Below are 26,451 nucleotides of genomic sequence, written 5' to 3' on the forward strand. Positions count from 1 at the left end.
AATGAAAATACTGGTGATCGGCCCGTCTTGGGTTGGCGACATGATGATGTCGCAAAGTCTCTATCGTACGCTCCAGGCGCGCTATCCCCAGGCGATAATCGACGTGATGGCACCTGCCTGGTGCCGTCCGTTATTGTCGCGGATGCCGGAAGTCAACGAAGCCATTCCCATGCCCCTCGGTCATGGGGCGCTGGAGATTAGCGAACGCCGCAAGCTGGGGCATAGCCTGCGCGAAAAACGTTACGACCGCGCCTACGTCTTACCCAACTCCTTTAAATCAGCATTAGTGCCTTTCTTCGCAGGTATTCCTCATCGCACCGGCTGGCGGGGTGAAATGCGCTATGGTTTACTCAACGATGTTCGCGTACTTGATAAAGAAGCCTGGCCACTGATGGTGGAACGCTATGTCGCACTGGCCTACGACAAAGGCATTATGCGCACAGCACAAGATCTGCCGCAGCCACTGCTATGGCCGCAGCTACAGGTGAGCGAAGGTGAAAAATCGTATACCTGTAATCAATTTTCCCTCTCATCAGAACGCCCGATGATTGGCTTTTGCCCTGGTGCAGAGTTTGGTCCGGCAAAACGCTGGCCGCACTACCACTACGCGGAACTGGCGAAACAGCTCATTGATGAAGGTTATCAGGTGGTTCTGTTTGGCTCGGCTAAAGATCATGAAGCGGGTAATGAGATCCTTGCGGCATTGAATACCGAGCAGCAGTCGTGGTGTCGTAATCTGGCAGGGGAAACGCAGCTTGATCAAGCGGTTATCCTGATTGCGGCTTGTAAAGCCATTGTCACTAATGATTCAGGGCTGATGCACGTTGCGGCAGCGCTTAATCGCCCACTGGTTGCACTGTATGGCCCGAGCAGCCCGGACTTCACACCGCCGCTTTCCCATAAAGCGCGGGTGATCCGCCTGATTACGGGTTATCACAAAGTGCGTAAAGGTGACGCCGCAGAGGGTTATCACCAGAGCCTGGTCGACATTACGCCACAACTCGTGCTGGAAGAACTCAACACGCTGTTGTTACAAGAGGAAGCCTGACGGATGCGGGTACTGATCGTCAAAACATCGTCGATGGGCGATGTTCTCCACACGCTGCCCGCGCTCACCGATGCACAGCAGGCAATCCCGGGGATTACGTTTGACTGGGTGGTGGAAGAAGGTTTTGCACAAATTCCTTCCTGGCACGCCGCCGTTGAGCGGGTTATTCCGGTAGCGATACGTCGCTGGCGTAAAGCGTGGTTTTCAGCGCCTGTTAAAGCAGAGCGGAAAGCGTTTCGTGAAGCGCTACGAGCGGAAAACTATGACGCGATTATTGATGCGCAAGGACTGGTAAAAAGTGCCGCGCTGGTGACACGTCTGGCGCATGGCGTTAAGCATGGAATGGACTGGCAAACTGCTCGCGAACCACTGGCAAGCCTGTTTTATAATCGCAAGCACCATATTGCGAAACAGCAGCACGCCGTAGAACGAACCCGTGAGTTGTTCGCTAAAAGCCTGGGGTATAGCAAACCACAAACCCAGGGCGATTATGCTATTGCGCAGCATTTCCTGACAAATCCACTACCGGATGCTGGTGAATATGCTGTATTTCTGCATGCCACGACCCGTGATGATAAGCACTGGCCGGAAGAGCACTGGCGAGAATTAATCGGCTTGCTGGCAGATTCGGGGATCCGCATTAAACTCCCTTGGGGCGCACCGCATGAAGAAGCTCGGGCGAAAAGGCTGGCGGAGGGATTTGATTATGTCGACGTATTGCCGAAGATGAGTCTGGAAGGAGTTGCCCGAGTGCTGGCCGGGGCGAAATTCGTGGTTTCGGTAGATACGGGGTTAAGCCATTTAACTGCGGCTCTGGATAAACCCAATATCACTGTTTATGGACCGACCGATCCGGGATTAATTGGCGGGTATGGGAAGAATCAGGTGGTTTGTAGGGCGGCAGATAAAGATCTTGCTCATTTGGCTGCAGATACAGTATTAAAAAAAATCAATTCCTGATTAACACATTATATATTATTTAAGATGGTGGATAAGCAATGTTAACAGCCTCGCTGGTGCTGCGTAATAAAGAGAACTGGAAACCATACTGGAATAAAGCGTTGGTATTTCTCTTTATTTCAACCTTTTTCCTTGATGGTATTACTCGTTATAAACATATCATATCAGTACTAATGATCATCACGGTAATCTATCAGGTTTCTCGTGCTCCAGGAACATTTAAAGCACTCTATAAAAATAATCTTTTTTATAGTGTCATAGCACTGTCACTCATTCTTTTATATGCCACTTTCATATCACCCGACCTGAAAGTAAGTTTTAAAGAGTTCAGTAATACGGTACTTAAAGGATTTTTGGCATATAGTTTACTTATACCCGCATTATTAAAAGATGAAGATAATGAAAGCATCGGTAAAATTGTACTATACTCATTAGTTAGCGGACTTGGGTTACGTTGCCTTGTTGAAATTATTCTTTACATTCAGGATTATAACAAAGGAATAATGCCATTTACGACATATGAACATCGCAGCATTTCAGATTCAATGGTGTTCTTATTTCCCGCATTATTAAATCTTTGGTTTATCAAGAAAACATCTTATAAAATAGGTTTTATAATTTTCAGTGTTGTTTTCTTGTTTCTTTTATTAGGAACACTCTCCCGAGGCGCATGGCTGGCAGTATTCATTGTTACTCTACTGTGGTTAATCTTAAATCGCCAGTGGAAATTATTAATGCTTGCCTCCATAATTATTACCATCGCTGCAGCTTGCGTATTTACCTATAAAGTTGATAATACCAACAAAGATAGACTTATTTATAAACTTCAACAAACTGACAGCTCTAATCGCTACACCAATGGCACTCAGGGTACAGCCTGGACATTAATAATGGAAAATCCGCTTAAGGGATATGGCTACGGAGATGATATTTACCATCGTATTTATAACAAACGCGTCGTAGATTTTCCATCCTGGATAAGCAAGAAATCTATTGGGCCACATAACATTATTTTGTCAATTTGGTTTGCTGCAGGTTTAGCTGGGTTACTCGCTTTACTTTATCTGTATGGCTCTATTATCAAAGAAACAACCAATGTGATATTTAAAAAAGTTATGGTCTCCCCTTACAATGGCCATTTATTGCTATTTTTAACCTTTGTCGGCTTTTATATTATTCGAGGCAACTTCGAGGAAGTTGATCTTAAACCAATAGGCTTGATTGTTAGTTTACTGTTAGCAATGCGGAATAAATAAAAAAAGCCTGCCTGATATTAAGTTCAGGCAGGCTCTTCAAATCAAATGATTTTTTAACCAAACCAGTCTTGCATTTGTTCTTCAAAACACTGTGTTACATGTTCCCAGCTATATTTTGAGAAAACGAATTTCCGGGCATTTTCGGTAATCTGTGTTCTATTACTGTCTGCTAAAACCCGGTTGATATCAGCGAGAATACTTTCAGATGTCATAGGTTCAGCAAGGTGATAGCCCGTTATACCTTCCAGGACAAACTCGCGAATCCCCCCTTTTTGACTGGCAAGAACAGGCTTACCAGCCGCCATTGCTTCAACGGCTACCATGCAAAAAGCCTCTTCTACCTGAGAAGGAACAACCACCAGATCGGCTAAGTGGTAATAATTATGCATCTGCTCCGGCGGCTGTCCACCTGCCATAATACATTGCGCGCCAATGGCTTTCGCCTCATCCAGAACCTTTTTCTGATATTCAGCTTTTTCACCTTTTCTACTGGCATAAGGATCACCAACGATAACCAATTTTAGATTGTCTCGCTTCTCACGCAGATTATTAAAAGCCTCCATAAGCATCAGGCATCCTTTATCTGGTGATATCCTTCCTGCAAATAATAATACGGTATCATTGGCATCAATATTAAGCTTCTGTCTTAAATCTTCCGTAATATTTTGTGTATAAGATTCAGAACAAAAACCATTCGGCACAATAGCAATATCTGCATCAGGCATTTTTTCTGAATAGAAATCAAAAAGAAACTGGCTCGGTACAATTATCTTTGCATTTTTGTCTAACTGACTTGGTTCGAAAGCATTATGAAGATGCATGACGAGTTGCGCCTGGGGGCTTCTATCACGAATCTGTTTATAAAGTTTCATACTATTATGAATGACAATAACAGATTCTTTCAGATCAGCATTTTTAGGTTGGGTATTTAAAATACGCTGAGAATACGGCACAGGATCAAGTCGGGTCCACTTTTGGAAAAGACGTTTATAGATTCGACTAAAACCAATGTAGTGAATATCACATTTATCATTTACTTTTGTGTAGGTCGGGTAGCCCTCGTTTCGAATACAGGCAATAGTTGCTGACATCGAAAGTCTTTTTGCAACCTGATAAATCCATGTTTCGACTGCCGCAGCTCCTTTTGGTGGTATAGAAAATATTGGTGTAACGGTAAACATTATCTTTTTAATCATTATTAAACAACCCCAATATTTTATAAAACATCATAGCAACATAAAAGATATTAGTTTATTTTATCGAACTACAAGAGCCTTCAATTTCTGATACTTTCACAAATGGAATAATATCATATTGAATTGCTGTATCATCAGATAAATTATAAATATTGATATCTTCTACATTATCACGCATAAAGCGGAAGAAGGGTAATATTTTGAATAAATCTCTACTTAATTCCGAGGGCATGGGATTCTTATTTTCATCATAGAATCGCGAGCAGCTACCAGTTAAATCCAGACCAGAACAAATAATCCGTGCATACTTCAGTGAATATGCTATTTGAATTGCAGCAAAGGCAATAGTATGACATGAGCAATAACCAAGACTGATGTCCTTGCAAAATCCGACCAGACGACCTCTTTTAGACCAAGGTACAGAGATCAGCAGTTCTTTGTGAATCTGACTCAAAATATTAAATTTGATCTTCTTTATAAAACCACCTTTTTCCCGGCGGTAAAAAGACCGTAATACAAGGCAGTTCTGGAGGATATAAAGTTTATCTTCTTCGGAAGCGTGTTCATAAACGTCAATGTTTACTATGGTATAACGACTTCTCTGGCTAAATTTATAAAAGTCATCACGACGCTGATGTAAAAAGCGAACATCTGTAAGTACATATATAAAGGGAACAATATTATGACTTAACAGATATTGCGCTGAACCATTGACAGCAATAATATCCTTTGCCCGTAATATCGACAAAGGCGTCTTTTGCGATGTGGGACCAGACAGAAAAATAATAACATCATCAGATGTCTTATTTTCTATCAGGTTTTCAACATCCTTTTTGTCAATGTATCGAATATTCTTCATGATAAACCTGTGAAATAAATAACTCCGTGTAAAAATGCCTAACGAAGACAAGTAATTGCGGGATATTTCTATTTTAGCGTGCTGGTTTCCCTTTCAAACGCCGCATAAAATTGCGCATTTTTTTACGATATACTAAAAGATAATAACCTAGATCTTTAATCTCATTTTTAATACCGTAATGACGCTCTAAATCAATACGATCTTTCGCTTTACGCTGTGCTGAAGCACGTTTTCCTGAAAGATCAATAATTCTAACCTCACCATTTTTTATAATGAAGTTACCACGATGGGGATCACCAGAAACCATACCATGTTGATGCAATGAATTAATTGATTGCTGAATTTTATTTTTTAGTACATCATCAATATCGGGTATATCACACAACTCTACACCATCAATATACTCGATAATCATGATATAAGTATGGACGAATCGTAAGGTTTTTCGCTCAGCCAACAAATAAAAATCATTGAGGGTATTTAACCCTTCATTTCGTACTTTTTGGGTTTGCTCAAAAAGGCGTTCGTAATAATCACCTTTTAACAGCGACTTAAAGAAACGTTCGTTACGCTTAACTTTCGGGGAAAAGACCTTAAGTATTAATTTACCGTAATCGGTATCAATAAGCATGACTTTCGTATCATCAATAGAACGAAAAACTTTGATGATATTTATATTATAAGACAAGAAGTCATTTAATACATTGAGATACTTTGAATTGCTTTCATCGGTAAAAACAACTAAGTCTTTGATCTTGTTCTTCTGAATCATGATAAACCAGTTAAATGTTATTTACGGTAATATTTTCGGCAAAGATAACAGACTCCTGCTATGATTCCTGAGATATAATGATGTTGCACTAACAGATGTTTATATCTTTTTTTAAATTCAATAATTGATTTTGCATCTCGCGGAGAGTCATCTTTCCAGGGGGAATTTTCTAACGCTATTTTATAGTATTTCACCGATGGATATATTGCCCATTTGTGCCACGGTTTAGTAGCACCTGTATAATGAATAAGAAGAGTACTTTCTGTAATCAACTTTTTATAGTTTTGATGTGTTTTATCTTTTAATTCACTTTTAATTGTATAAATTGTATTGTACTCACGAGGTAAAAATATTGTCATTCCCTTCAGTAAGACATTCATAACATCCTGGTCAGGATATTTATAAATATTATCTTTGCTCATAAGAATAGACAACGCTTTTTCTGTTAGTTTTGCGTCAACCCATTTTTTTAAGTCTAAATAAACGACACCAGAATTAAAGTACTGCCCCAGTAGTTCAGGATCAGACAACCTTGACACTGCCTTTTCCTGCATTGGCTCAACATCTTTAACAACAGCAGCCACCGCTCCGTTTAAATCCAGATGCAATAGCGGGCTAATATCACCTTTACAAACAACATCCGCATCAAGATAAAGCAAACGATCAAGCGTTAAACCCAATAATTGAAATGCAAATAAGCGAAAGTACATTGCTCTTGACCAGACCTGTGTACAAGGCAAGCACTGAAGCTTATCAGTATTAATTCTATATAACGTGATTCTTAATTGGTATTGTTCTGCAAGTTTTGCGACTTTTTGAAAAAAATCATCATTGTAGATATCAGCAATAATATAAAAATCAAGATTAATATGTCGATTATTTAGAACAATTGATGTGATAGAAACACCTACACCATCAAGATAATTAGCATCGACACCATAGGCAACATTTAAACATTCAGAAGTATTTATATCAGTTAGCCGGAAATCCCAGGCTTTAACTTTATCTATCTCTATGGCAGGAAATGAGTCCACAATGCTACCCTTATATCATTATTTTATAGTTTCCCAGTTTTAATGCATTATCTTTTTAATAAAATACAAAAGATAATTGCTAAATCCTTTTAGATATCTATGCTTTTTAAGCATATGTTTTGCGCTATACCTTAATTGATTGCTATTGTTAGGTTTCAGCAACGCCGTCTTCTTCCATGGCGAAGCATTTTTTGCCTCCATAAAGGCTTGTGATACAGGATAATCCCAGGCCCAATCATGCCAGGGCTTGGTTGGACCGATATAATGGATAAAAATAGTATTTTCGTTTACTGGGTTTTTAAAACTTTCTTTGAGTTGATAATTTAAGCTAAACTGGGTGTTATATTTAATATCAGCAAAAATAAGTTTGTCAGCCAGCAGCATATTTAATACATCCTGATCAGGATGTGTTATTTTTTTGATTATTTCTGGTTCATTTAACATTGCAATGGCTCGCGCTGAAACCTGCTCGACTGCCCATTGTTCTGTATTGATAAATAAAAAACCGGAGTTAAAGTAACCTTTAGCAATCCCCGCAACACCTAACGAATGTGCGCGTTTTTCCCACCAGTCAGCCTGGCCTTCCGTAACAACCATTGCGACTTTATAGTCTGGAAACGAGAAATTGATTAGTGGCTCAATAGCCCCCTGGCAAATGATATCTGCATCCAGATAAAGGACTTTAGGCACCTTATTAATAAAGTAATCCGCAATAATAAATCGAAAATATATTGCATAAGTCCAGTTCTTGGTACTTGGCAATGATCGAAGTCGATCACCATTAATCAGATATATTTTAATTCTGGTTTTATACTGTAACGCCAGGGCATCAAAATACTTACGATCATCATCACCAAAATAATCAGTAAAAATATGGAAACACAATCGACTTCCTTCATTATATTTTAATATAGAAGCAATCGATATTCCGCAACCAAAAAGAAAATTTTTGTCAGTTCCATAAGCGATGTCCAGACAAAGATTTTCTGTTTCTACTTTATGATTATAATCAATAACTGAATTAAGAAACTCAGTTTCCTGGAAAAACACCTGCTGCATTATTTCCTCCGGGAAATAGCAGAAATAATTATCTTATGTAATCTATCGTAATACTTCGGTTTATAAAACTTATCTATCGATGAAGGAATTTTTCCATGTTCGATATGAATTTCACCTGCTATATATTTATTCAGAAGAGTTACAAAACCAGTAATATCTCCCGGTTGATACAGATGACCATTAACATCAGATTGAATAATGTCAGCAGGTCCGGAGACACAATCGGCACTGATACAAGGAATTCCCCATGATAAAGCTTCAAGTAAAGTCATTGGGAAACCTTCAAAAGATGACGTGAGTAATAACGCAGTCACTTTTTTAATATCTTGCTGGACTAATTCCCAAGGATGTTGTTGCCAACCATACCAGACAATTCGATCATCAATATTTAATTCTCTACTATAAGCCTGGCATTTTTCAAAATCGGAGCCATCACCCAATGCATGGAGTTTCCAGTTACCTTGAGCTTGTGATAAGCCATCAAGGAGGTCTTTAACCCGCTTCTGTCCCTCGAATTTCATACGCCCAACATAAATGAACGTTGCCGTTTCGCCTTCCTCAGGCGCAGGAATGACTGTGTCTTTAGCTTCGGCTGGATTAAAAATAACATTTATCGTCGATTCTGGTACACCCCGATTAATCATTTGCTGTTTAATGCCAGAGCTGATTGCTAAATGATAGTCGGCACAGGTGATATATTCAGCATGTTTTTTGTGATCTAAAGAAAAATGTGGCCATGAAAATACTGGCACATCAATTCCTGATTTTTTACGTGCTTTGGCCGCATACAAACACGAGATAACGTCAATACAAATAACAACATCTGGCTGATAATCCTGAAGCCATTTGCTTAAAGCATGAATATGTTTCGTTCGACGCAAAAAACCTAACCGAATATTGGAAAATGAACACGAGTATTCAATACCTTCCAACCATCCCTTATCCATTTTGTCATTGCGACAAAAGAAAAACATTTCACTTTGGATGTGTTGTTGCCTGAAGGTATTAATGACATCGCGGATAACCGTTTCCATGCCACCAAATCCAGAAACCGCTTCGCCGATAAATGCTATTTTCATAATTATATTAGTTTTCCATCTAAATTTTCACGTTGAATAATTTAGCGAACAGATAATGATAATAATAAGAAATGGCTTTGCCATATTTCCCTTCGGACCAATAAACTTTAGCTTTTAACCTAATATCACTTGATGATGGTGATAACATCCTTTTATGATGTCTCCACGGTGAATTATAAAAATAACGTTCAAAGTTTTGTGCCCTAAATATTTTATACCATGGTTTATTCTGAGTAACATAATGCATTATAATTGTGTTGGGTAAATTTTTTTGTTCTTCATCACATCTTACTGATAATGTTGTCTTTTTATTATATTTTTTATCGAGATAATATAATCGCCCATTAAGTAAAATATTTAGCACATCCTGGTCTGCATACCTATATACTTTCCCATTGTTGATCATCTCCAACGCTTTTTGTGTTATGTTCTCGTTTTTCCATGCGCTGGTATTAATAAGCATAACTCCGGCATTAAAATAATTGATAAATTCAATGCCATAGTCTAACTGTTTCACACGGTCTTGCATATCTGGTGAGTCAGGGATGACGCATGCTATATAATCATTTAAATCGTAATCAACGAGCTCATATAAAGAGCTATTACATATGATATCACAATCAAGATAAAGTATATTTGTTATTTTATCATCAATAACCTCTGGGATTAAAAAACGCAAACACGTTGATAAAGGGATGCCCAGGATTAAGGTGTCCGGATTAATATCAAATTCATCTGTCACATGATATACTGATATTGACGTATTCGGTCCCTCTAGTTCGGAAAATACGGAGCATTCATTTTCACTTATTCCTGAAACAAGAAGGTGAAAGTGAAGATTAACATCACTATTATTTGAAATGATTGAATATAATGCAACACCCGCTGGCATTATGAATCCACGGTCAAAGCATAATGCTATATGCAAATGTTTAACATTCGGTATTTCGTGTTGAAATAAATTTTGTTTCTTAGCGACGAAGTTCCTAATATTTAACAATTTTTAAGCCCTTATTATAAGAAATGAACATTTAAAGCTTTTTCCTTATTGTTCTTTCTTTTATTTTTTGCGCCTTAATTCCTGCTTCTTTAATTAAGTTAACTTCCCGCAATAGAACTTCGTGTAAAGGCATTCCAAAATAAACCTTCATAAATCGCCATATATCTCTCTGCGTCAGACCAATATTCATTGATGAGAAATATAAGCCAATCAAGTCTTTATCGCGCCAACGGCGCGGTACTTTTGAGCGTATCTGCGCCCGATGTAGATCGATAACCGAAATTTTTAATTCATCTTCCCGGCCAGTAAATGGCAAATGAAGCAAAAAGTGGCAAATGTAACAGTCACGGTGATTTATCCCTGCTGCGTGCATTTTACGCACCATGGTTGCCACTCGCGTGATCAACATACGTTTAATACGCACATCAGGTGGGTTGACTGCCCAATCTGCACAATAATCTTCAAGGCTAATCGTGGGAGTGAGATCTTCGGTAATAATAAATGATGTACGGGTTAATGGATTTAAACCTTTTTCACCAAACCCAATGCCATTCATCGTATCAACACCGACATCACTCAGGCGATGAATAGCATGCCACTCTCTGTCTGCACCCAAAACGGGCATCCGCAATGAGAGCAGATTTTTTATAATCTCTTTTAATGTTGTCCCCTTGTGCCATTTAAGAAAATAGCTTTTCCCGGACAGTTCAAAGCGTAATGTGCGACGTGTCTCCAGTTCGCGGAAGACCTCGCCATTCAGTTCCTTAACTTCGGCAAAAGCATCTTTACCACGCCAAAGTGTGGCAAGCGGCTCTTTTAATTCAACCATCTAAACCACCTGTAATGATATCCGCGGCTTTCTCTGGCAAGCTATACAAATCCTGAGTATCGGCATAATGGCGAGCATTCTCCGCCCAGGCCATTCGCAATGAAGATTGTGTTAATGATTTACGTAAAACTTCATTTAATTGTTCCTGGGAGAAAGGTTCAGCGATAACCGTTCCACAATTGGCATCGGCAATATAATGCGCGTAACCGCATACCGCTGTTGTCAAAACAGGTAATCCAGCAGTGATCGCTTCAAGGAGAACGATACCAGCAGCTTCCTGATAAGCGGGATGCAATAATAAATCGGCTGCAGCCATTAATTCTGACACATCATTGCGACCGGAAAAGAAATGCACGTTGCTCCGCACGCCGAGTTTTTCTGCCAGCACTTCGAATTTTCGCGGTTTATCCTGGCCAACAACAAACAAAAGCGTATTGTGGCGTAATGATTCCGGTAACGCTGCCAAAGCTTCAATTGAGCGATCCACACCTTTACGAACAAAATCTGATCCAACTTGTAGCAATAAGTTTTGTTGCTCTTTTATGCCATTTTTCTGGCGATAAATTTCACGGCTATTTGGGATTTGCTCGCTGTATTTTCTGTCCGGATAGATGCCGGGAGGAAGAATTTTAAAACGTTCAGGTTCAGTTTGATAATGCTTCTGGAAATCGGTGATTTGCTTATCAGTCAGCATCATGAGTTTCGTCGATTTACCATGCTCGAAAGTCGCTCGCTCAAATGCGGCATAATGACGATAACGTGATGTTAGACGATATAAAAAACCTTTTTCTTGCGCAACTTTCTCGGCGTAACAAACATCAGCGGCAAAATAAACATCCAACCCAGGCATCTTATTAAACCCAACAACACGATCAGCGGGATGCGCTTTGAGATGATTTTGTACCCAGGCATAATATTCTGCATTGCGTCCATGGTTGGTATGGGACTTAACTGGCACATGAATAAGCTCAAATGTTTTTGGGCACTCGCCTTCCCACGACTGCGTATAGACCCGAACATGGTGGCCTCGTGCGGCAACGGTTGATGCAATACGCATAAAATCACGTTGAAGCCCACCAAAAGGAAAATATTTATATAAACAAAACGCCACGATCATAATTGTGCATTCCTGTCAACTGAAGGGGCATCTTCTGGCAGCAGCTTTTCCGTAGCGGCGATAACATCTTCCGCGGGGATAACAGAAAGATATTTTTTATTGCGGTCAAGTTCATGTCGGCTCGGCATTTGCTGATAATTCCCCGCCCAGAATTGAATAATATTCTCAGTCCAGGGACGCCAGAATATGTGATCAGTTGCACCAAATAAACTAATTATTGGCGTTTTCACTGCCGCTGCAATATGTCCTGGTGCAGAATCCACACCAATAAAGAGTACGGCATGATCAATTAAAGCACCCAGTTCAGTAAACCGTGTTTTACCCGCAAGGCCAGCGACAGGTTTTGTTTGGCAGCCTTGCACTATTTCATCGATACAGGCGAGATCATCTGCCGAAGGCCCGCAGGTCAGCACAACCTGATACCCTCGCTGTTGCAACGCATCGATAACCTTAGAAAATTTATCGTTATCCCAGCACTTAAATATCTGACGAGCAGTCGGCTGGATAACAACATAATGCTCTTTCACGCCCAGAGCATCTAATTCCTGGCGCATCTTCTTCCAGCAATCTTCGGCGTAACTCATTGTTGTATCAGTGTAGAAATCGGTAATACCTAATGGCTCAAGGACCGATAAATTACGCTCAACAATATGTGTGCCGTGTATTGGCGCTAAGTGTGTAAAGCTTTTTTTCCAGATGCTATGCTGCCGATGACCATAAAGTTGCGATATTTTCACCTGTGCGGGTAAACAACGTACCAACAGTGCCACCATCCACTGATCCGTAAGATTAATGACCAGGTCGTAATTATTCGCACGCAGAGTTTTTATCAATGAAAGCACATTTTTAATTTTATCGAATGTTCCTGCACTTTTATTGCTTATACCGTAGAGCGCATTAATTTCCGGGTTTTCAGACAAAATAGGGATGGTGTCCTGATAAAGCAGCATATCGATTTTTGCATCAGGATAATTCTGCTTGAGCGTACTGATGACAGGAGTGGTTAATAACATATCTCCATGATATCGCATCTTTATGACCAGGATTTTTCGAAATGGCTTTTCCACTAGCGACTCTTTTGTATGATTGTCTGGTTAAGTTAAGCAGAAAAAAGCACGCTACCGCCCCAGGCTCAACAGCTACCTGAATACTGATAACGCACTTACTTTGACGTGCTAGTGTAGCATTTCTTTCGCAGCAATCCGACCCGAATGATTTTTATACACAAAATATGTTTTAATCATAAAAATCATATAGATAAGAAAAAGCGCGCAGATAATACCGGTATAGCCGATGTAGAGTTGAAAATAGGGTCGAGTTTCAATAAATCGCATAAAAATACAAAAAAACTGGAGATGTAGCGGCAGTTCAGGCCAAACAGAAGCTATTTAAGTCAAAAACGGGAAAAGTAATGGTAAAGCCCCAGCTAAATACATAGAATCCCCAGCACATCCATAAGTCAGCTATTTATTATGCTTGAATTGCTTTACACCGCCCTTCTCTACCTTATTCAGCCGTTGATCTGGATACGGCTTTGGGTGCGCGGACGTAAGGCTCCGGCCTATCGAAAACGCTGGGGTGAACGTTACGGTTTTTACCGCCATCCGCTGAAACAAGGCGGCATCATGCTGCACTCCGTCTCCGTCGGTGAAACCCTGGCGGCGATCCCGTTGGTGCGCGCGCTGCGTCATCGCTATCCTGATTTGCCAATTACCGTCACGACTATGACGCCGACCGGCTCGGAACGCGTGCAATCTGCTTTCGGTAAAGATGTTCAGCACGTCTATCTGCCTTACGATCTACCCGATGCGCTCAACCGTTTTCTTAATAAAGTCGATCCTAAACTGGTGTTGATTATGGAAACGGAGCTGTGGCCTAACCTGATTGCGGCACTACATAAGCGCAAGATCCCGCTGGTTATCGCCAACGCGCGACTTTCTGCACGCTCTGCGGCGGGTTACGCCAAACTGGGCAAATTTGTTCGTCGCTTGTTGCGTCGTATTACACTAATCGCCGCGCAAAACGAAGAAGATGGCGCGCGTTTTGTAGCGTTGGGCGCAAAAAATAATCAGGTGACTGTGACTGGTAGCCTGAAATTCGATATCTCGGTAACTCCGCAGCTAGCCGCTAAAGCAGTAACACTGCGCCGCCAGTGGGCACCTCATCGTCCGGTATGGATTGCCACCAGCACTCACGATGGCGAAGAGAGTGTGGTGATTGCCGCACATCAGGCGCTGTTGCAGCAGTTCCCTAATTTATTGCTTATTCTTGTTCCACGTCATCCGGAACGCTTCCCGGATGCGATTAACCTTGTCCGCCAGGCTGGGCTAAGCTATATCACACGCTCTTCCGGAGAAATCCCTTCCGCCAGTACACAAGTGGTAATTGGCGATACGATGGGCGAGCTGATGCTGCTGTATGGCATTGCCGATCTCGCTTTTGTTGGCGGTTCATTGGTCGAACGCGGTGGGCATAATCCGCTGGAAGCCGCCGCACACGCTATTCCGGTACTGATGGGGCCGCATACTTTTAACTTTAAAGACATTTGCGCACGGCTGGAGCAGGCAAGCGGGCTGATTACCGTCACCGATGCCGCGTCACTGGCAAAAGAGGTTTCCTCTTTGCTCACTGACGCCGATTACCGTAGTTTCTATGGCCGTCATGCCGTTGAAGTGCTGTATCAAAACCAGGGCGCGCTGCAGCGTCTGCTTCAACTGCTGGAACCTTACCTGCCACCGAAAACGCATTGAGGTTGTTATGCAAAAACGGGCGATTTATCCGGGGACTTTCGATCCCATTACCAATGGTCATATCGATATCGTGACGCGCGCTACGCAGATGTTCGATCACGTTATTCTGGCGATTGCCGCCAGCCCCAGTAAAAAACCAATGTTTACCCTGGAAGAGCGTGTGGCGCTGGCTCAGCAGGCAACCGCACATCTGGATAACGTTGAAGTGGTCGGTTTTAGTGATTTGATGGCGAACTTCGCCCGTAATCAACAAGCCACGGTACTGATTCGTGGCCTGCGTGCGGTAGCAGATTTTGAATATGAAATGCAACTGGCGCATATGAATCGCCACTTAATGCCGGAGCTGGAAAGCGTCTTCTTGATGCCTTCGAAAGAGTGGTCGTTTATTTCTTCATCGTTGGTGAAAGAAGTTGCGCGCCATCAGGGTGATGTCACCCATTTCCTGCCGAAGAATGTCCATCAGGCGCTGATGGCGAAGTTAGCGTAGCTTTTATGCCGGATGGAATGCCATCCGGCTCGCATGAATTACTTCTGGCACTGTCGGCAATAAAATGTCGCCCGCTGCGCATGTTTAGTCGCCACAATCGGCGTACCACAAACCCGACACGGTTCGCCTTTACGCCCGTAAACCTGTAATTCCTGCGCGAAATAACCTGGTTTTCCGTCGCTTTGCAGAAAATCTTTCAGCGTCGTGCCGCCCTGCTCAATAGAACGCAGTAACACTGCTTTAATCACCCGTGCCAGCAGTTCGCACTCCGCCAGCGACAGCGATGACGCCAGCCGATCCGGATGGATCCCCGCAGCAAACAGTGACTCGCTGGCATAGATATTCCCCACGCCCACCACCAGCTTGTTATCCATCAGCCAGGGTTTAATCGCTGTCTTTTTCTTCGCGCATTTCTGATGCAGGTATTCGCCGTTGAAATCATCGCTAAGCGGCTCCGGTCCAAGATGTGCCAACACATTGTGTCCTTCCAGCTCTTTGGTCCACAACCAGGCACCAAAGCGACGAGGATCGGTATATCGCAGCACTTTGCCGTTGCTCATCACCAAATCAACATGGTCATGCTTTTCAGGAGGACGTTCTTCCGTAAGTATGCGCAGACTGCCAGACATACCCAGATGAATGATTATCCAGCCTTCCGGCAATTCCAGCAGCAGATATTTAGCGCGGCGCTGCACACTAAGCACCGGCTGGTCACTTAGACGGTAGATTTCTTCCGAGACTGGCCAGCGCAAACGCCCGTTGCGGACCACCGCATGAAGAATGGTCGCGCCAACGAGATGCGGTTCAATGCCGCGGCGGCTGGTTTCAACTTCTGGTAATTCAGGCATAGCATCTCCTGGAATGAACAGATGCAGTCAATATGGGGGCAAGCAGATAACAAAAAACCCCGCCGGAGCGAGGTTTTTATTACATCAAAGCGAGAATTATTTGATTTTCGCTTCTTTGTAGATCACGTGCTGGCGTACAACTGGATCGAATTTTTTCAGTTCCAGTTTTTCCGGCTTAGTACGTTTGTTCTTCGTAGTGGTATAGAAGTGACCAGTACCAGCAGAAGAAACCAGCTTGATTTTCTCACGAATACCTTTAGCCATGATTTATTTCCTCTAAGTACTTAGTACTTTTCGCCACGGGCACGCAGTTCAGCCAGAACTGTATCGATGCCTTTTTTATCGATTACACGCATACCTTTAGCAGATACGCGCAGGGTGACAAAACGCTTCTCGCTCTCAACCCAGAAACGGTGAGAGTGCAGGTTAGGCAGGAAACGGCGTTTAGTCGCGTTCAGTGCGTGGGAACGGTTGTTACCGGTCACCGGACGCTTGCCAGTAACTTGGCAGACTCGGGACATGTCTATTCTCCAAAAATCAAATTAGCTCGAGCTTCGTATGGGGTATTGGCGCCTCGTCAGGCTTTACAGCCCGGTCATCGCAGTTCTATGTGAACTCTCGATTGCCAGGCCCAAATGCCAAACCCGAGATTCTCAAAGGTGGCGTAGTATACGCTGACTCAGCGATGTGCTCAAGTCCCGAACAGACAAAGATCCCGAAGGATCGCGCATAGCGGGTTAAATCCAGCCGCGTTCGGCAAAAGAAACATACTCTCCACGCCCAATCACGATATGGTCGAGCACGCGTAAATCCATGAACTGACAACTTTTTATTATCCGTTCGGTGATGAGTTTATCCGCTTTACTGGGTTCAGCACAACCCGAAGGGTGATTATGGGCAAGGATCAGTGCCGCCGCGTTTATTTTTATCGCTTCCCGAACAATCTCACGCGGATGGACTTCCACATGGTTTAGTGTGCCGGAAAACAATCGGCTGTGAGTAAGTACCCGGTGTTGAGTGTCGAGAAAGATCACCATAAAGATCTCGCGCTCTTCGCCCGTAAGCTGGCTTTGTAAAAACTCGCGCGTCATCTCCGGGCTAAGTAACGGGCTTTCTTCGCGTATCCGCACGTTGTAGTAACGCCGGGCCAGTTCGGCAATCCCCTTTAACTGGGCGAATTTCGCCACACCTATTCCATGAACGCCTCTAACTTGTTCATATTCAGAGGATAACAAGCCGTAAAGAGAGCCGAAATTCTCCAGCATCTCTTTTGCCAGGGTTAGCACATCTTTTCCGTGCGTTCCTGTACGCAGAAACAGCGCCAGCAGTTCAATATCCGTTAACGCGCTAATACCCAACTTCAGCATTTTTTCACGTGGCATCAACAAGTCAGCATTGCTTTTCACCTTCACCTCCTTTGTGGAGGGCGCATCCTGTCATAGTCGTTTGGTTAAATCGACGGTCAGTTTTCAATCCTGGAAAGCGCCTCGCAAAGTGATTCTCAGGTGAAAGCACGACAACAAAAGTATTGTGATAAAATCGCCAACTTCTGGTGTCACCCAACAGGAAAAATCATCATGAGCCTGGCCGGTAAAAAAATCGTTCTCGGCGTCAGCGGCGGTATTGCTGCCTATAAAACCCCTGAACTGGTGCGTCGTTTGCGCGATCGCGGAGCCGACGTCCGTGTAGCCATGACCGAAGCGGCAAAAGCCTTTATCACTCCACTTAGCTTGCAGGCAGTCTCTGGTTATCCCGTTTCCGACAGTCTGCTGGACCCGGCTGCCGAAGCGGCAATGGGCCATATTGAGCTGGGAAAATGGGCTGATTTAGTGATTCTTGCTCCAGCGACAGCGGATTTGATTGCCCGCGTTGCTGCTGGTATGGCGAATGATCTGGTATCAACGATTTGCCTTGCGACGCCTGCGCCTGTTGCCGTGCTGCCAGCAATGAACCAGCAGATGTATCGGGCTGCAGCTACTCAGCATAATTTAGAGGTACTTGCCTCGCGAGGTTTGTTGATCTGGGGGCCAGATAGCGGCAGCCAGGCCTGTGGTGATATCGGCCCAGGGCGAATGCTCGATCCGTTAACCATTGTTGATATGGCGGTGGCCCATTTCTCCCCCGTCAACGACCTGAAACATCTGAATATTATGATTACCGCGGGTCCGACACGTGAACCACTCGATCCGGTGCGTTACATCTCTAATCACAGCTCCGGCAAGATGGGATTCGCCATTGCCGCAGCAGCAGCACGTAGAGGAGCAAACGTCACGCTGGTTTCTGGCCCGGTTTCGCTACCGACGCCACCGTTTGTGAAACGTATTGACGTGATAACCGCACTGGAGATGGAAGCGGCCGTGAAGGCTTCTGTACAGCAGCAAAATATATTTATCGGTTGCGCTGCCGTTGCGGATTATCGCGCAGCTACCGTTGCCCGCGAAAAAATCAAAAAGCAGGCCACGCCGGGCGATGAATTAACAATAAAAATGGTTAAAAACCCCGATATCGTCGCCGGTGTTGCCGCATTAAAAGACCATCGGCCTTATGTTGTTGGATTTGCGGCCGAAACAAATAATGTGGAAGAATACGCCCGACAAAAACGTATCCGTAAAAACCTTGATCTGATCTGCGCGAACGATGTTTCCCAGCCAACTCAAGGCTTTAATAGCGACAAAAACGCATTACACCTTTTCTGGCAAGATGGCGATAAAATCTTACCGCTTGAGCGAAAAGAGCTCCTTGGCCAATTATTACTCGACGAGATTGTGACCCGTTATGATGAAGAAAATCGACGTTAAGATTCTGGACCCGCGCGTTGGGAAGGAATTTCCACTCCCGACTTATGCCACTTCTGGTTCTGCCGGACTTGACCTGCGCGCTTGTCTCGACGACGCCGTAGAATTGGCACCGGGCGACACGACACTTGTGCCGACCGGACTGGCGATTCATATTGCCGATCCTTCACTGGCGGCGATGATGCTGCCGCGCTCCGGGCTGGGCCATAAGCACGGTATCGTGCTCGGCAACCTGGTGGGATTGATCGATTCCGACTATCAGGGCCAATTGATGATCTCTGTATGGAACCGTGGTCAGGACAGCTTCACCATTCAACCTGGTGAACGTATCGCACAGATGATTTTTGTTCCGGTGGTACAGGCTGAATTTAATCTGGTGGAAGATTTTGACGCTACTGACCGCGGTGAAGGCGGCTTTGGTCACTCTGGTCGTCAGTAACACATACGCATCCAAATAACGTCATAACATCGCCGCAAACATTTTGTTTGCGGTCATAGCGTGGGTGCCGCCTGGCAAGTGCTTATTTTCAGGGGTATTTTGTAACATGGCAGAAAAACAAACTGCGAAAAGGAACCGTCGCGAAGAAATACTTCAGTCTCTGGCGCTGATGCTGGAATCCAGCGATGGAAGCCAACGTATCACGACGGCGAAACTGGCCGCCTCTGTCGGCGTTTCCGAAGCGGCTCTGTATCGCCACTTCCCCAGTAAGACCCGCATGTTCGATAGCCTGATTGAGTTTATCGAAGATAGCCTGATTACTCGCATTAATCTGATTCTGAAAGATGAGAAGGACACCACTGCGCGTCTGCGTCTGATTGTGTTGCTACTTCTCGGTTTTGGCGAGCGTAATCCAGGCCTGACCCGTATCCTCACCGGCCATGCGCTAATGTTCGAACAAGACCGCCTGCAAGGGCGCATCAACCAACTGTTCGAGCGTATTGAAGCGCAACTGCGTCAGGTATTGCGTGAAAAGAGAATGCGTGAGGGTGAAGGTTACACCACCGATGAAACGTTGCTGGCAAGCCAACTTCTGGCATTTTGTGAAGGGATGCTGTCTCGTTTTGTCCGCAGCGAGTTTAAATACCGCCCGACGGATGACTTTGACGCTCGCTGGCCGTTGATTGCCGCGCAGTTGCAATAAAATGACGCCGGATGACTTACCATCCGGCGTTTTTTATCAAACCCCGTACTCTTCGCGATAAGCCTTAACGGCTGCCAGATGTTCCGCCATGTCCGGCTTCTCTTCCAGATAAGCAATCAGGTCTTCCAGGGTGATGATAGAGATCACTTTGCAGTTGTAATCACGCTCAACTTCCTGAATCGCTGATATCTCGCCACGACCACGTTCCTGACGATCGAGCGAAATCAGCACGCCAGCAAGCGTCGCGCCATTGGCCTGAATAATTTCCATCGACTCACGAATCGCCGTTCCGGCGGTGATCACATCATCCACCAGCATTACTCGTCCTTGTAACGCGCTACCAACCAGATTGCCACCTTCGCCGTGGTCTTTTGCTTCTTTGCGGTTAAAGCAGTATGGCAGGTCAAGGTCATGATGCTCCGCCAGTGCCACAGCGGTTGTGGTCGCGATCGGAATACCTTTGTAAGCGGGGCCAAACAGCAGATCGAACTCAATGCCAGAATCCACTAACGCTTCAGCGTAAAAACGGCCTAACAGTGCCAGGTCGCGCCCGGTATTAAATAGTCCGGCGTTGAAGAAATAGGGGCTTTTACGCCCGGATTTCAGCGTAAACTCACCAAACTTTAATACCTGTTTGCCAAGCGCAAACTCAATAAACTGGCGCTGATATGGTTTCATGCCTTCGCTCCTCATCTTACTTTTCTACAGACAAAAAAAAGGCGACTCATCAGTCGCCTTAAAAATCAGTTTGCCAGCGCCGCCTTCTGCGTCGCTACAATGGATTCGATTCCCCCTCGGGCCAGCGCCAACAAGGTGAGGAGTTCTTCGTGGGTGAATGGTTCGCCTTCTGCCGTTCCCTGAACCTCAATGATCCGCCCATCTTCGGTCATCACCACGTTCATGTCCGTTTCTGCGGCAGAGTCTTCAACATATTCCAGATCGCAAATCGCTTCGCCATTAACGATACCCACCGAAACCGCAGCTACCATGCCTTTCATCGGGTTGGTTTTCAGTTTGCCATTCTCAACCAGCTTATTCAGCGCATCTGCCAGCGCCACGCAAGCACCGGTGATCGAAGCAGTGCGCGTGCCGCCATCGGCCTGAAGTACGTCGCAGTCCAGCGTAATGGTGAACTCACCCAACGCTTTCAAATCAACCGCTGCACGCAATGCACGGGCGATCAGACGCTGGATTTCCATCGTGCGTCCGCCCTGCTTACCTTTCGCCGCTTCGCGGGCGTTACGGGTGTGGGTGGAGCGCGGCAACATACCGTATTCTGCGGTGATCCAGCCCTGCCCCTGACCTTTCAGGAAGCGCGGCACGCCTTCTTCAATAGAGGCAGTACACAACACTTTGGTATCGCCAAATTCGACCAGCACCGAGCCTTCTGCATGTTTTGTATAGTTACGAGTCAGGGTAACGGGACGCACCTGATTATTGCTACGGCCTGCTGGACGCATATTGAAATCTCCGGCTTGAAACAAATGTGGCTGCGCATTATACGGACTTCCGGCGGTTATTCCTATCCTGACAAGGCATCGATGGCTATAATCCTTCCACCTCTCCTTTCAAAAACAGGAACGTCTATGATCCGCAGTATGACCGCCTACGCCCGGCGTGAAATCAAGGGTGAATGGGGGAGCGCAACCTGGGAAATGCGCTCGGTAAACCAGCGTTATCTGGAAACTTACTTTCGTCTGCCGGAGCAGTTCCGTAGCCTTGAACCTGTCGTTCGCGAGCGTATTCGTTCTCGCCTGACGCGCGGTAAAGTGGAATGCACCCTGCGCTATGAGCCAGATGTTAGCGCACAAGGCGAGCTGATTCTCAACGAAAAGCTGGCTAAACAGCTCGTAACTGCTGCTAACTGGGTAAAAATGCAGAGCGACGAAGGGGAAATCAACCCGGTTGATATCCTGCGCTGGCCGGGTGTGATGGCAGCTCAGGAGCAGGATCTCGACGCCATTGCCGCTGAAATTCTCGCTGCGCTGGATGGTACTCTTGACGACTTTATTGTCGCGCGCGAAACCGAAGGTCAGGCGCTGAAAGCGTTGATCGAGCAGCGTCTGGAAGGTGTCACCGCCGAAGTGGCTAAAGTTCGTGCCCATATGCCGGAAATCCTGCAATGGCAGCGTGAACGTCTGGTAGCGAAACTGGAAGATGCTCAGGTACAGTTGGAAAACAATCGCCTGGAGCAAGAGTTAGTGCTGCTGGCGCAACGAATTGACGTTGCCGAAGAGCTGGACCGCCTCGAAGCGCATGTCAAAGAGACCTACAACATTCTGAAGAAAAAAGAAGCGGTTGGCCGTCGTCTGGACTTTATGATGCAAGAGTTTAATCGCGAGTCGAACACCCTGGCCTCGAAGTCTATCAATGCCGAAGTAACTAATTCAGCTATTGAACTGAAAGTACTGATCGAACAAATGCGCGAACAGATTCAGAATATCGAGTAACCCTCATAATTCCGTAGGCCGTTGTTAAATTACAGCGGCGCTACGTATACAGACTTCTTATTTACTTTAAAACACGCCCTAATATTTCTAATGCATTTTTCTTCTGACAATCTAAGAGAAACGCATTAAAACTACAGAAAACACCAATTTCACATAACTAAATATTATCAATAACCTCTCACCTTAAAAAATCTCAATCGTGACGATGCGTACAAATCGCTACCCTGCCAGACAGATTTTTAGGGAGAGAACCATGCTGTTACACATTTTGTATTTGGTTGGCATTACTGCCGAAGCCATGACGGGAGCGCTGGCGGCCGGACGGCGGCGCATGGATACATTTGGCGTAATTATTATTGCGACCGCCACTGCAATCGGCGGCGGTTCAGTACGGGATATACTTTTGGGCCACTATCCGCTCGGCTGGGTCAAACATCCGGAATATGTGATTATCGTCGCCACCGCCGCGGTACTCACCACTATTGTTGCTCCCGTAATGCCTTACCTGCGCAAAGTCTTTCTGGTGTTAGATGCGCTCGGACTGGTGGTCTTTTCTATCATTGGCGCACAGGTCGCGCTGGATATGGGCCACGGCCCGGTCATTGCCGTTGTCGCTGCGGTGACAACCGGCGTATTTGGCGGTGTTTTGCGCGATATGTTCTGTAAACGCATCCCGCTGGTCTTTCAGAAAGAACTGTATGCCGGGGTTTCATTTGCTTCCGCCGTGCTGTATATCGCACTGCAACACTATGTTTCCAACCATGATGTGGTGATTATCTCCACCCTGGTGTTTGGCTTTTTTGCTCGCTTGCTGGCACTGCGTCTTAAACTGGGATTACCCGTTTTTTATTACAGCCACGAAGGTCATTAAGGTACAAAACCTGCGATCTGCTGGGTAGCCAACCAGCTACCTAGCGTCTTGATTTGCACATTATTCTTCCATTCAATAATCTGGCTGGCGCGACGAGATCCGGTTCCCGGCAGATGCTGCCAATGTTGTTCACTTCTCTGCAAAAGTTGCGTCCAGGACCGTTCATCACCGGCATTAAGCGCCCCCCGGGTTAACGGTATTCCCATTGCCATCACCCAGCGGGTAAAAGGCTGCTTACGAGCCAGATTAAACTGATGCCATAACTGCCCGCTTTTACTTTTCGCTATCCCTGGCGTGTTCTGTAATTGCTCTGGCGTTAATGAAAGCCAGGAAAAGATATGCTCAAAGCGATGCGTCTGATGCAGTGCGCGCCAGCCAGCTTCGCCAATGCCATCCAGCCCCAAAACCTGTTTTGACCCCAACCAGACTAAGCGTGATATGAATTGCTCCAGACAAACATCAGAAGCAAAGTAACAGGTCAACGAGTTAAAGCGGTTTTCTGGCGGTGTCGGCTTTCTGCGTTCCGCACTCCGCCACACCACATCATCAATACGTGGAATACCCTGACCGGCAAGACTTATGAGGATTTGATCGCCAGGCGCTATGTCCCACTCCTGCCAGCGACTGACGGAACCAATATTCACCCGCTGAACTTTTTTATCATCCAGCATGACTGGTGCGAGTGACGCCACCACCGATATTTTTCCGCTTTTGCCCACTGCAAACTGAATCGAACTCACTTCAGCAACCTGTGCCACAGGTTGATATTTCCACGCCACCAGCCAGTCCGCCTGCCCCGGTAGCCAATGGCGGGATTCGGGTTCCTTAGCCGCTCGCACAACCACGCCATCGGTGACGAAGGGCAATTTCGCTTTCCACCACTCATTACGTGCTCGCTCAACCTCATCAGCATTTTTCACCGTGTGAGTGTACGCTTGCGTCAGACTAAATCCCGCGCTTGCAAGCTGCTGCAATCGCTCGGCCATTAACTGCGGTCCATCCGGCCACGCCCAGATAAAAACGCCCAGCGAATTTAGCGTGTCGTTATTGTCCTGGCGCATCAACATACCTGCAACTTTTGCACGCGCATTCATTCCGCCCATTTGCTGCTGGATATGGCCTTCGCTCCGGAGAAATATTTCTCCTTGCAGTGTGCTATTGGCTAAAGGTTCGCTGACGGATTGCGGTACAGAAGGAATCGAGCGCACTTTCTGCGTCCAGTCTTCACCTTTCAGGCCATTGCCACGGCTGATCGCCTTAATCAGTTTTCCGTCACGATAGACCAGAGTTACCGCGACACCATCAACTTTTGGCTGCACCCAAAGATCGCTGCGTTCACGCATCCAAAGGCTCAATGCATTTTTATCCGCCAGCTTAGGCACTCCAGTATGAGCAACTGGATGCATTACGGTTCCAATTAAAGGCAGTATCATGGCTTCGCGAGTTGCCTCTTCACCAAAACAACGTTGCCACTGTGCAAGGCGGGCGCTGAGTTGATCATAAACGCCGTCTTCAACAGCACTTTTTCCCTTTTTCCAGTAATCCTCATCCCACTGTTTTATTTGCTGTTGCAGGCGGGAAATTTCTTCATGCGCTCTGGCTGGCGACCAGACTGGGCAGACTCCCTGCGCCGATGATTGCCAGCATAAAACACTCATTAACACTGCAATCCATACTTTCATCGTCACCTCCACTGTTGTCAGGCTGGCAGGTATACAACGAGGTGAATGCAAAGCCGAGAGGCAAAACTGAAGTGTGCGATGATGCTTCCAGAGAATCGTCCTGATTGCAGTAAATGATAGGGAATTGCGGAAACAGCTACGCAAAACGCAACAACTTTGCGCAAAAAGTGTGAGCAAGGGCTACGTCACATGGCCACGCCGTGTATAATAAGCTCGTATGTAGGCTTTATTTCGCTAATCACATACGAAAGATACTCATGGCTCAAGGCACGCTTTATATTGTTTCTGCCCCCAGTGGCGCGGGTAAATCCAGCCTGATTCAGGCTTTATTAAAAACCCAACCGTTGTATGACACCCAGGTTTCTGTTTCACACACCACGCGCGCACCGCGTCCTGGTGAAGTACACGGTGAGCATTACTTTTTTGTTAATCATGATGAATTTAAAGAAATGATTAGCAGAGATGCATTCCTTGAGCACGCGGAAGTGTTCGGTAATTACTACGGCACTTCGCGCGAGGCCATTGAGCAAGTACTGGCAAGCGGTGTGGATGTTTTTCTTGATATCGACTGGCAGGGTGCGCAGCAAATTCGCCAGAAGATGCCGCATGCGCGTAGTATCTTTATTTTACCGCCGTCCAAAATCGAGCTGGACCGCCGTCTACGCGGTCGCGGTCAGGACAGCGAAGAGGTCATTGCAAAGCGTATGGCGCAAGCAGTTGCAGAAATGAGCCATTACGCCGAATATGATTATTTGATTGTGAATGATGACTTCGATACCGCATTGACCGATTTGAAGACCATTATTCGCGCCGAACGCTTGCGCATGAGTCGCCAAAAGCAACGTCATGACGCTTTAATCAGCAAATTGTTGGCAGACTGAACCTTCTTTCAGTATCATGCCCAGTCATTTCTTCACCTGTGGAGCTTTTTAAGTATGGCACGCGTAACTGTTCAGGACGCTGTAGAGAAAATTGGTAACCGTTTTGACCTGGTACTGGTCGCCGCGCGTCGCGCTCGTCAGATGCAGGTAGGCGGAAAGGATCCGCTAGTACCGGAAGAAAACGATAAAACTACAGTAATCGCGCTGCGCGAAATCGAAGAAGGTCTGATCAACAACCAGATCCTCGACGTTCGCGAACGCCAGGAACAGCAAGAGCAGGAAGCCGCTGAATTACAAGCCGTTACCGCTATTGCTGAAGGTCGTCGTTAATCACAA

General features: G+C 45.3%; 29 protein-coding genes. 12 read left to right on the top strand and 17 right to left on the bottom strand.

The features are described from left to right. Window position 1: 1 nt before the first annotated feature. The 3 genes from rfaF to rfaL are packed head-to-tail and all read left to right on the top strand — an operon-like array spanning window position 2 to window position 3,264. Entirely contained in the window at window positions 2-1,048 is a 1,047-nt protein-coding gene (gene rfaF, locus A31E_RS04275; protein ID WP_000699256.1) for an ADP-heptose--LPS heptosyltransferase RfaF, read from the top strand. Window positions 1,049-1,051: 3 nt separating this feature from the next. Then, complete coding sequence (gene rfaC, locus A31E_RS04270; RefSeq protein WP_016249406.1) at window positions 1,052-2,008, top strand: lipopolysaccharide heptosyltransferase RfaC; 957 nt, start codon at window positions 1,052-1,054, stop codon at window positions 2,006-2,008. 38 nt (window positions 2,009-2,046) lie between these two features. Next, window positions 2,047-3,264, top strand: coding sequence for an O-antigen ligase RfaL (rfaL, locus tag A31E_RS04265; protein WP_016249407.1), 1,218 nt, complete (start codon window positions 2,047-2,049; stop codon window positions 3,262-3,264). A gap of 53 nt (window positions 3,265-3,317) precedes the next feature. Here rfaL and A31E_RS04260 read toward each other — a convergent pair whose 3' ends face one another. From A31E_RS04260 to rfaQ, 10 genes are all read right to left on the bottom strand, one after another. Next, window positions 3,318-4,460, bottom strand: a complete 1,143-nt coding sequence (locus A31E_RS04260; protein WP_016249408.1) for a lipopolysaccharide N-acetylglucosaminyltransferase — start codon at window positions 4,458-4,460, stop codon at window positions 3,318-3,320. Window positions 4,461-4,515: 55 nt separating this feature from the next. Continuing rightward, a complete protein-coding gene (gene waaZ / locus A31E_RS04255; protein WP_016249409.1) occupies window positions 4,516-5,319 on the bottom strand; it encodes a 3-deoxy-D-manno-oct-2-ulosonate III transferase WaaZ in 804 nt (267 codons plus the stop codon). Window positions 5,320-5,392: 73 nt separating this feature from the next. After that, window positions 5,393-6,091: a lipopolysaccharide core heptose(II) kinase RfaY gene (rfaY, locus tag A31E_RS04250; RefSeq protein ID WP_000615163.1), complete on the bottom strand. Its 699-nt coding sequence runs from the start codon at window positions 6,089-6,091 to the stop codon at window positions 5,393-5,395. 17 nt (window positions 6,092-6,108) lie between these two features. Then, window positions 6,109-7,125, bottom strand: a complete 1,017-nt coding sequence (rfaJ, locus tag A31E_RS04245) for a lipopolysaccharide 1,2-glucosyltransferase RfaJ (protein ID WP_016249410.1) — start codon at window positions 7,123-7,125, stop codon at window positions 6,109-6,111. A gap of 39 nt (window positions 7,126-7,164) precedes the next feature. Beyond that, a complete protein-coding gene (gene waaO / locus A31E_RS04240; protein ID WP_016249411.1) occupies window positions 7,165-8,184 on the bottom strand; it encodes a lipopolysaccharide 3-alpha-galactosyltransferase in 1,020 nt (339 codons plus the stop codon). After that, window positions 8,184-9,263, bottom strand: a complete 1,080-nt coding sequence (waaB, locus tag A31E_RS04235) for a lipopolysaccharide 1,6-galactosyltransferase (protein WP_016249412.1) — start codon at window positions 9,261-9,263, stop codon at window positions 8,184-8,186. The genes waaO and waaB overlap by 1 nt, the downstream gene beginning before the upstream one ends. Before the next feature lie 19 nt (window positions 9,264-9,282). Further along, a complete protein-coding gene (locus A31E_RS04230; RefSeq protein WP_024193618.1) occupies window positions 9,283-10,263 on the bottom strand; it encodes a glycosyltransferase family 8 protein in 981 nt (326 codons plus the stop codon). 31 nt (window positions 10,264-10,294) lie between these two features. After that, window positions 10,295-11,092 carry a lipopolysaccharide core heptose(I) kinase RfaP gene (rfaP, locus tag A31E_RS04225; protein ID WP_016249414.1) on the bottom strand — a complete coding sequence of 266 codons (798 nt, stop codon included), beginning with the start codon at window positions 11,090-11,092 and terminating at the stop codon, window positions 10,295-10,297. Further along, complete coding sequence (gene rfaG / locus A31E_RS04220; protein ID WP_000634289.1) at window positions 11,085-12,209, bottom strand: lipopolysaccharide glucosyltransferase I; 1,125 nt, start codon at window positions 12,207-12,209, stop codon at window positions 11,085-11,087. The genes rfaP and rfaG overlap by 8 nt, the downstream gene beginning before the upstream one ends. After that, on the bottom strand, window positions 12,206-13,276 hold the full coding sequence (gene rfaQ / locus A31E_RS04215) for a lipopolysaccharide core heptosyltransferase RfaQ (RefSeq protein WP_001517455.1): 1,071 nt from the start codon (window positions 13,274-13,276) through the stop codon (window positions 12,206-12,208). The genes rfaG and rfaQ overlap by 4 nt, the downstream gene beginning before the upstream one ends. 405 nt (window positions 13,277-13,681) lie before the next feature. Here rfaQ and waaA point away from each other — a divergent pair, with 405 nt between their 5' ends. After that, window positions 13,682-14,959 (top strand): lipid IV(A) 3-deoxy-D-manno-octulosonic acid transferase, encoded by a 1,278-nt coding sequence (gene waaA / locus A31E_RS04210; protein ID WP_000891578.1) that lies wholly within the window; start codon window positions 13,682-13,684, stop codon window positions 14,957-14,959. A gap of 7 nt (window positions 14,960-14,966) precedes the next feature. Beyond that, window positions 14,967-15,446: a pantetheine-phosphate adenylyltransferase gene (gene coaD / locus A31E_RS04205; protein WP_001517454.1), complete on the top strand. Its 480-nt coding sequence runs from the start codon at window positions 14,967-14,969 to the stop codon at window positions 15,444-15,446. A gap of 38 nt (window positions 15,447-15,484) precedes the next feature. Here the strand turns inward: coaD and mutM are convergent, their stop codons facing one another. From mutM to radC, 4 genes are all read right to left on the bottom strand, one after another. After that, a complete protein-coding gene (mutM, locus tag A31E_RS04200) occupies window positions 15,485-16,294 on the bottom strand; it encodes a bifunctional DNA-formamidopyrimidine glycosylase/DNA-(apurinic or apyrimidinic site) lyase (RefSeq protein ID WP_001114550.1) in 810 nt (269 codons plus the stop codon). A 96-nt stretch (window positions 16,295-16,390) separates the two neighbouring features. Then, the gene (gene rpmG / locus A31E_RS04195) at window positions 16,391-16,558 is read right to left on the bottom strand and encodes a 50S ribosomal protein L33 (protein ID WP_001051798.1); all 168 of its coding nucleotides are present in this window, start codon (window positions 16,556-16,558) and stop codon (window positions 16,391-16,393) included. A gap of 20 nt (window positions 16,559-16,578) precedes the next feature. Next, window positions 16,579-16,815, bottom strand: a complete 237-nt coding sequence (rpmB, locus tag A31E_RS04190; RefSeq protein WP_000091955.1) for a 50S ribosomal protein L28 — start codon at window positions 16,813-16,815, stop codon at window positions 16,579-16,581. Window positions 16,816-17,031: 216 nt separating this feature from the next. After that, window positions 17,032-17,700, bottom strand: a complete 669-nt coding sequence (gene radC / locus A31E_RS04185) for a RadC family protein (RefSeq protein ID WP_001517452.1) — start codon at window positions 17,698-17,700, stop codon at window positions 17,032-17,034. 171 nt (window positions 17,701-17,871) lie between these two features. Here radC and coaBC point away from each other — a divergent pair, with 171 nt between their 5' ends. From coaBC to slmA, 3 genes are all read left to right on the top strand, one after another. After that, window positions 17,872-19,092, top strand: coding sequence for a bifunctional phosphopantothenoylcysteine decarboxylase/phosphopantothenate--cysteine ligase CoaBC (coaBC, locus tag A31E_RS04180; RefSeq protein WP_000050132.1), 1,221 nt, complete (start codon window positions 17,872-17,874; stop codon window positions 19,090-19,092). Next, a complete protein-coding gene (gene dut, locus A31E_RS04175) occupies window positions 19,070-19,528 on the top strand; it encodes a dUTP diphosphatase (protein WP_000976070.1) in 459 nt (152 codons plus the stop codon). The genes coaBC and dut overlap by 23 nt, the downstream gene beginning before the upstream one ends. A gap of 106 nt (window positions 19,529-19,634) precedes the next feature. Next, window positions 19,635-20,231 carry a nucleoid occlusion factor SlmA gene (gene slmA, locus A31E_RS04170; protein WP_000818603.1) on the top strand — a complete coding sequence of 199 codons (597 nt, stop codon included), beginning with the start codon at window positions 19,635-19,637 and terminating at the stop codon, window positions 20,229-20,231. Between the two features lie 36 nt (window positions 20,232-20,267). On the opposite strand, the gene pyrE is transcribed toward slmA, so the two are convergent. Both pyrE and rph read right to left on the bottom strand, forming a co-directional pair. Then, window positions 20,268-20,909 carry an orotate phosphoribosyltransferase gene (pyrE, locus tag A31E_RS04165; RefSeq protein ID WP_016249415.1) on the bottom strand — a complete coding sequence of 214 codons (642 nt, stop codon included), beginning with the start codon at window positions 20,907-20,909 and terminating at the stop codon, window positions 20,268-20,270. 65 nt (window positions 20,910-20,974) lie between these two features. Continuing rightward, a complete protein-coding gene (rph, locus tag A31E_RS04160) occupies window positions 20,975-21,691 on the bottom strand; it encodes a ribonuclease PH (protein ID WP_001247086.1) in 717 nt (238 codons plus the stop codon). 126 nt (window positions 21,692-21,817) lie between these two features. Between rph and A31E_RS04155 the strand changes: the two genes are divergently transcribed. Both A31E_RS04155 and A31E_RS04150 read left to right on the top strand, forming a co-directional pair. Continuing rightward, window positions 21,818-22,681: a YicC/YloC family endoribonuclease gene (locus tag A31E_RS04155; protein WP_000621334.1), complete on the top strand. Its 864-nt coding sequence runs from the start codon at window positions 21,818-21,820 to the stop codon at window positions 22,679-22,681. A gap of 253 nt (window positions 22,682-22,934) precedes the next feature. Then, window positions 22,935-23,552 carry a trimeric intracellular cation channel family protein gene (locus A31E_RS04150; RefSeq protein ID WP_001517449.1) on the top strand — a complete coding sequence of 206 codons (618 nt, stop codon included), beginning with the start codon at window positions 22,935-22,937 and terminating at the stop codon, window positions 23,550-23,552. Here A31E_RS04150 and ligB read toward each other — a convergent pair. After that, the gene (gene ligB / locus A31E_RS04145) at window positions 23,549-25,234 is read right to left on the bottom strand and encodes an NAD-dependent DNA ligase LigB (RefSeq protein ID WP_016249416.1); all 1,686 of its coding nucleotides are present in this window, start codon (window positions 25,232-25,234) and stop codon (window positions 23,549-23,551) included. The genes A31E_RS04150 and ligB overlap by 4 nt on opposite strands. A 257-nt stretch (window positions 25,235-25,491) precedes the next feature. Between ligB and gmk the strand changes: the two genes are divergently transcribed. Continuing rightward, on the top strand, window positions 25,492-26,115 hold the full coding sequence (gene gmk / locus A31E_RS04140; RefSeq protein WP_001517448.1) for a guanylate kinase: 624 nt from the start codon (window positions 25,492-25,494) through the stop codon (window positions 26,113-26,115). A 54-nt stretch (window positions 26,116-26,169) separates the two neighbouring features. After that, the gene (gene rpoZ / locus A31E_RS04135) at window positions 26,170-26,445 is read left to right on the top strand and encodes a DNA-directed RNA polymerase subunit omega (RefSeq protein ID WP_000135058.1); all 276 of its coding nucleotides are present in this window, start codon (window positions 26,170-26,172) and stop codon (window positions 26,443-26,445) included. Window positions 26,446-26,451 lie beyond the last annotated feature (6 nt).

It is taken from the genome of Escherichia sp. KTE159, assembly GCF_000408805.1.
Lineage (GTDB): Bacteria > Pseudomonadota > Gammaproteobacteria > Enterobacterales > Enterobacteriaceae > Escherichia > Escherichia marmotae.

What these genes read in the sequence shown, in the direction of transcription:
- rfaF (WP_000699256.1), top strand. Translation starts at nt 2, where the DNA reads ATGAAAATACTGGTGATCGGCCCGTCTTGGGTTGGCGACATGATGATG.
- rfaC (WP_016249406.1), top strand. Translation starts at nt 1,052, where the DNA reads ATGCGGGTACTGATCGTCAAAACATCGTCGATGGGCGATGTTCTCCAC.
- rfaL (WP_016249407.1), top strand. Translation starts at nt 2,047, where the DNA reads ATGTTAACAGCCTCGCTGGTGCTGCGTAATAAAGAGAACTGGAAACCA.
- A31E_RS04260 (WP_016249408.1), bottom strand. Translation starts at nt 4,460, where the DNA reads ATGATTAAAAAGATAATGTTTACCGTTACACCAATATTTTCTATACCA.
- waaZ (WP_016249409.1), bottom strand. Translation starts at nt 5,319, where the DNA reads ATGAAGAATATTCGATACATTGACAAAAAGGATGTTGAAAACCTGATA.
- rfaY (WP_000615163.1), bottom strand. Translation starts at nt 6,091, where the DNA reads ATGATTCAGAAGAACAAGATCAAAGACTTAGTTGTTTTTACCGATGAA.
- waaO (WP_016249411.1), bottom strand. Translation starts at nt 8,184, where the DNA reads ATGCAGCAGGTGTTTTTCCAGGAAACTGAGTTTCTTAATTCAGTTATT.
- waaB (WP_016249412.1), bottom strand. Translation starts at nt 9,263, where the DNA reads ATGAAAATAGCATTTATCGGCGAAGCGGTTTCTGGATTTGGTGGCATG.
- rfaP (WP_016249414.1), bottom strand. Translation starts at nt 11,092, where the DNA reads ATGGTTGAATTAAAAGAGCCGCTTGCCACACTTTGGCGTGGTAAAGAT.
- rfaG (WP_000634289.1), bottom strand. Translation starts at nt 12,209, where the DNA reads ATGATCGTGGCGTTTTGTTTATATAAATATTTTCCTTTTGGTGGGCTT.
- waaA (WP_000891578.1), top strand. Translation starts at nt 13,682, where the DNA reads ATGCTTGAATTGCTTTACACCGCCCTTCTCTACCTTATTCAGCCGTTG.
- coaD (WP_001517454.1), top strand. Translation starts at nt 14,967, where the DNA reads ATGCAAAAACGGGCGATTTATCCGGGGACTTTCGATCCCATTACCAAT.
- mutM (WP_001114550.1), bottom strand. Translation starts at nt 16,294, where the DNA reads ATGCCTGAATTACCAGAAGTTGAAACCAGCCGCCGCGGCATTGAACCG.
- rpmG (WP_001051798.1), bottom strand. Translation starts at nt 16,558, where the DNA reads ATGGCTAAAGGTATTCGTGAGAAAATCAAGCTGGTTTCTTCTGCTGGT.
- rpmB (WP_000091955.1), bottom strand. Translation starts at nt 16,815, where the DNA reads ATGTCCCGAGTCTGCCAAGTTACTGGCAAGCGTCCGGTGACCGGTAAC.
- coaBC (WP_000050132.1), top strand. Translation starts at nt 17,872, where the DNA reads ATGAGCCTGGCCGGTAAAAAAATCGTTCTCGGCGTCAGCGGCGGTATT.
- dut (WP_000976070.1), top strand. Translation starts at nt 19,070, where the DNA reads ATGATGAAGAAAATCGACGTTAAGATTCTGGACCCGCGCGTTGGGAAG.
- slmA (WP_000818603.1), top strand. Translation starts at nt 19,635, where the DNA reads ATGGCAGAAAAACAAACTGCGAAAAGGAACCGTCGCGAAGAAATACTT.
- pyrE (WP_016249415.1), bottom strand. Translation starts at nt 20,909, where the DNA reads ATGAAACCATATCAGCGCCAGTTTATTGAGTTTGCGCTTGGCAAACAG.
- rph (WP_001247086.1), bottom strand. Translation starts at nt 21,691, where the DNA reads ATGCGTCCAGCAGGCCGTAGCAATAATCAGGTGCGTCCCGTTACCCTG.
- A31E_RS04155 (WP_000621334.1), top strand. Translation starts at nt 21,818, where the DNA reads ATGATCCGCAGTATGACCGCCTACGCCCGGCGTGAAATCAAGGGTGAA.
- A31E_RS04150 (WP_001517449.1), top strand. Translation starts at nt 22,935, where the DNA reads ATGCTGTTACACATTTTGTATTTGGTTGGCATTACTGCCGAAGCCATG.
- ligB (WP_016249416.1), bottom strand. Translation starts at nt 25,234, where the DNA reads ATGAAAGTATGGATTGCAGTGTTAATGAGTGTTTTATGCTGGCAATCA.
- gmk (WP_001517448.1), top strand. Translation starts at nt 25,492, where the DNA reads ATGGCTCAAGGCACGCTTTATATTGTTTCTGCCCCCAGTGGCGCGGGT.
- rpoZ (WP_000135058.1), top strand. Translation starts at nt 26,170, where the DNA reads ATGGCACGCGTAACTGTTCAGGACGCTGTAGAGAAAATTGGTAACCGT.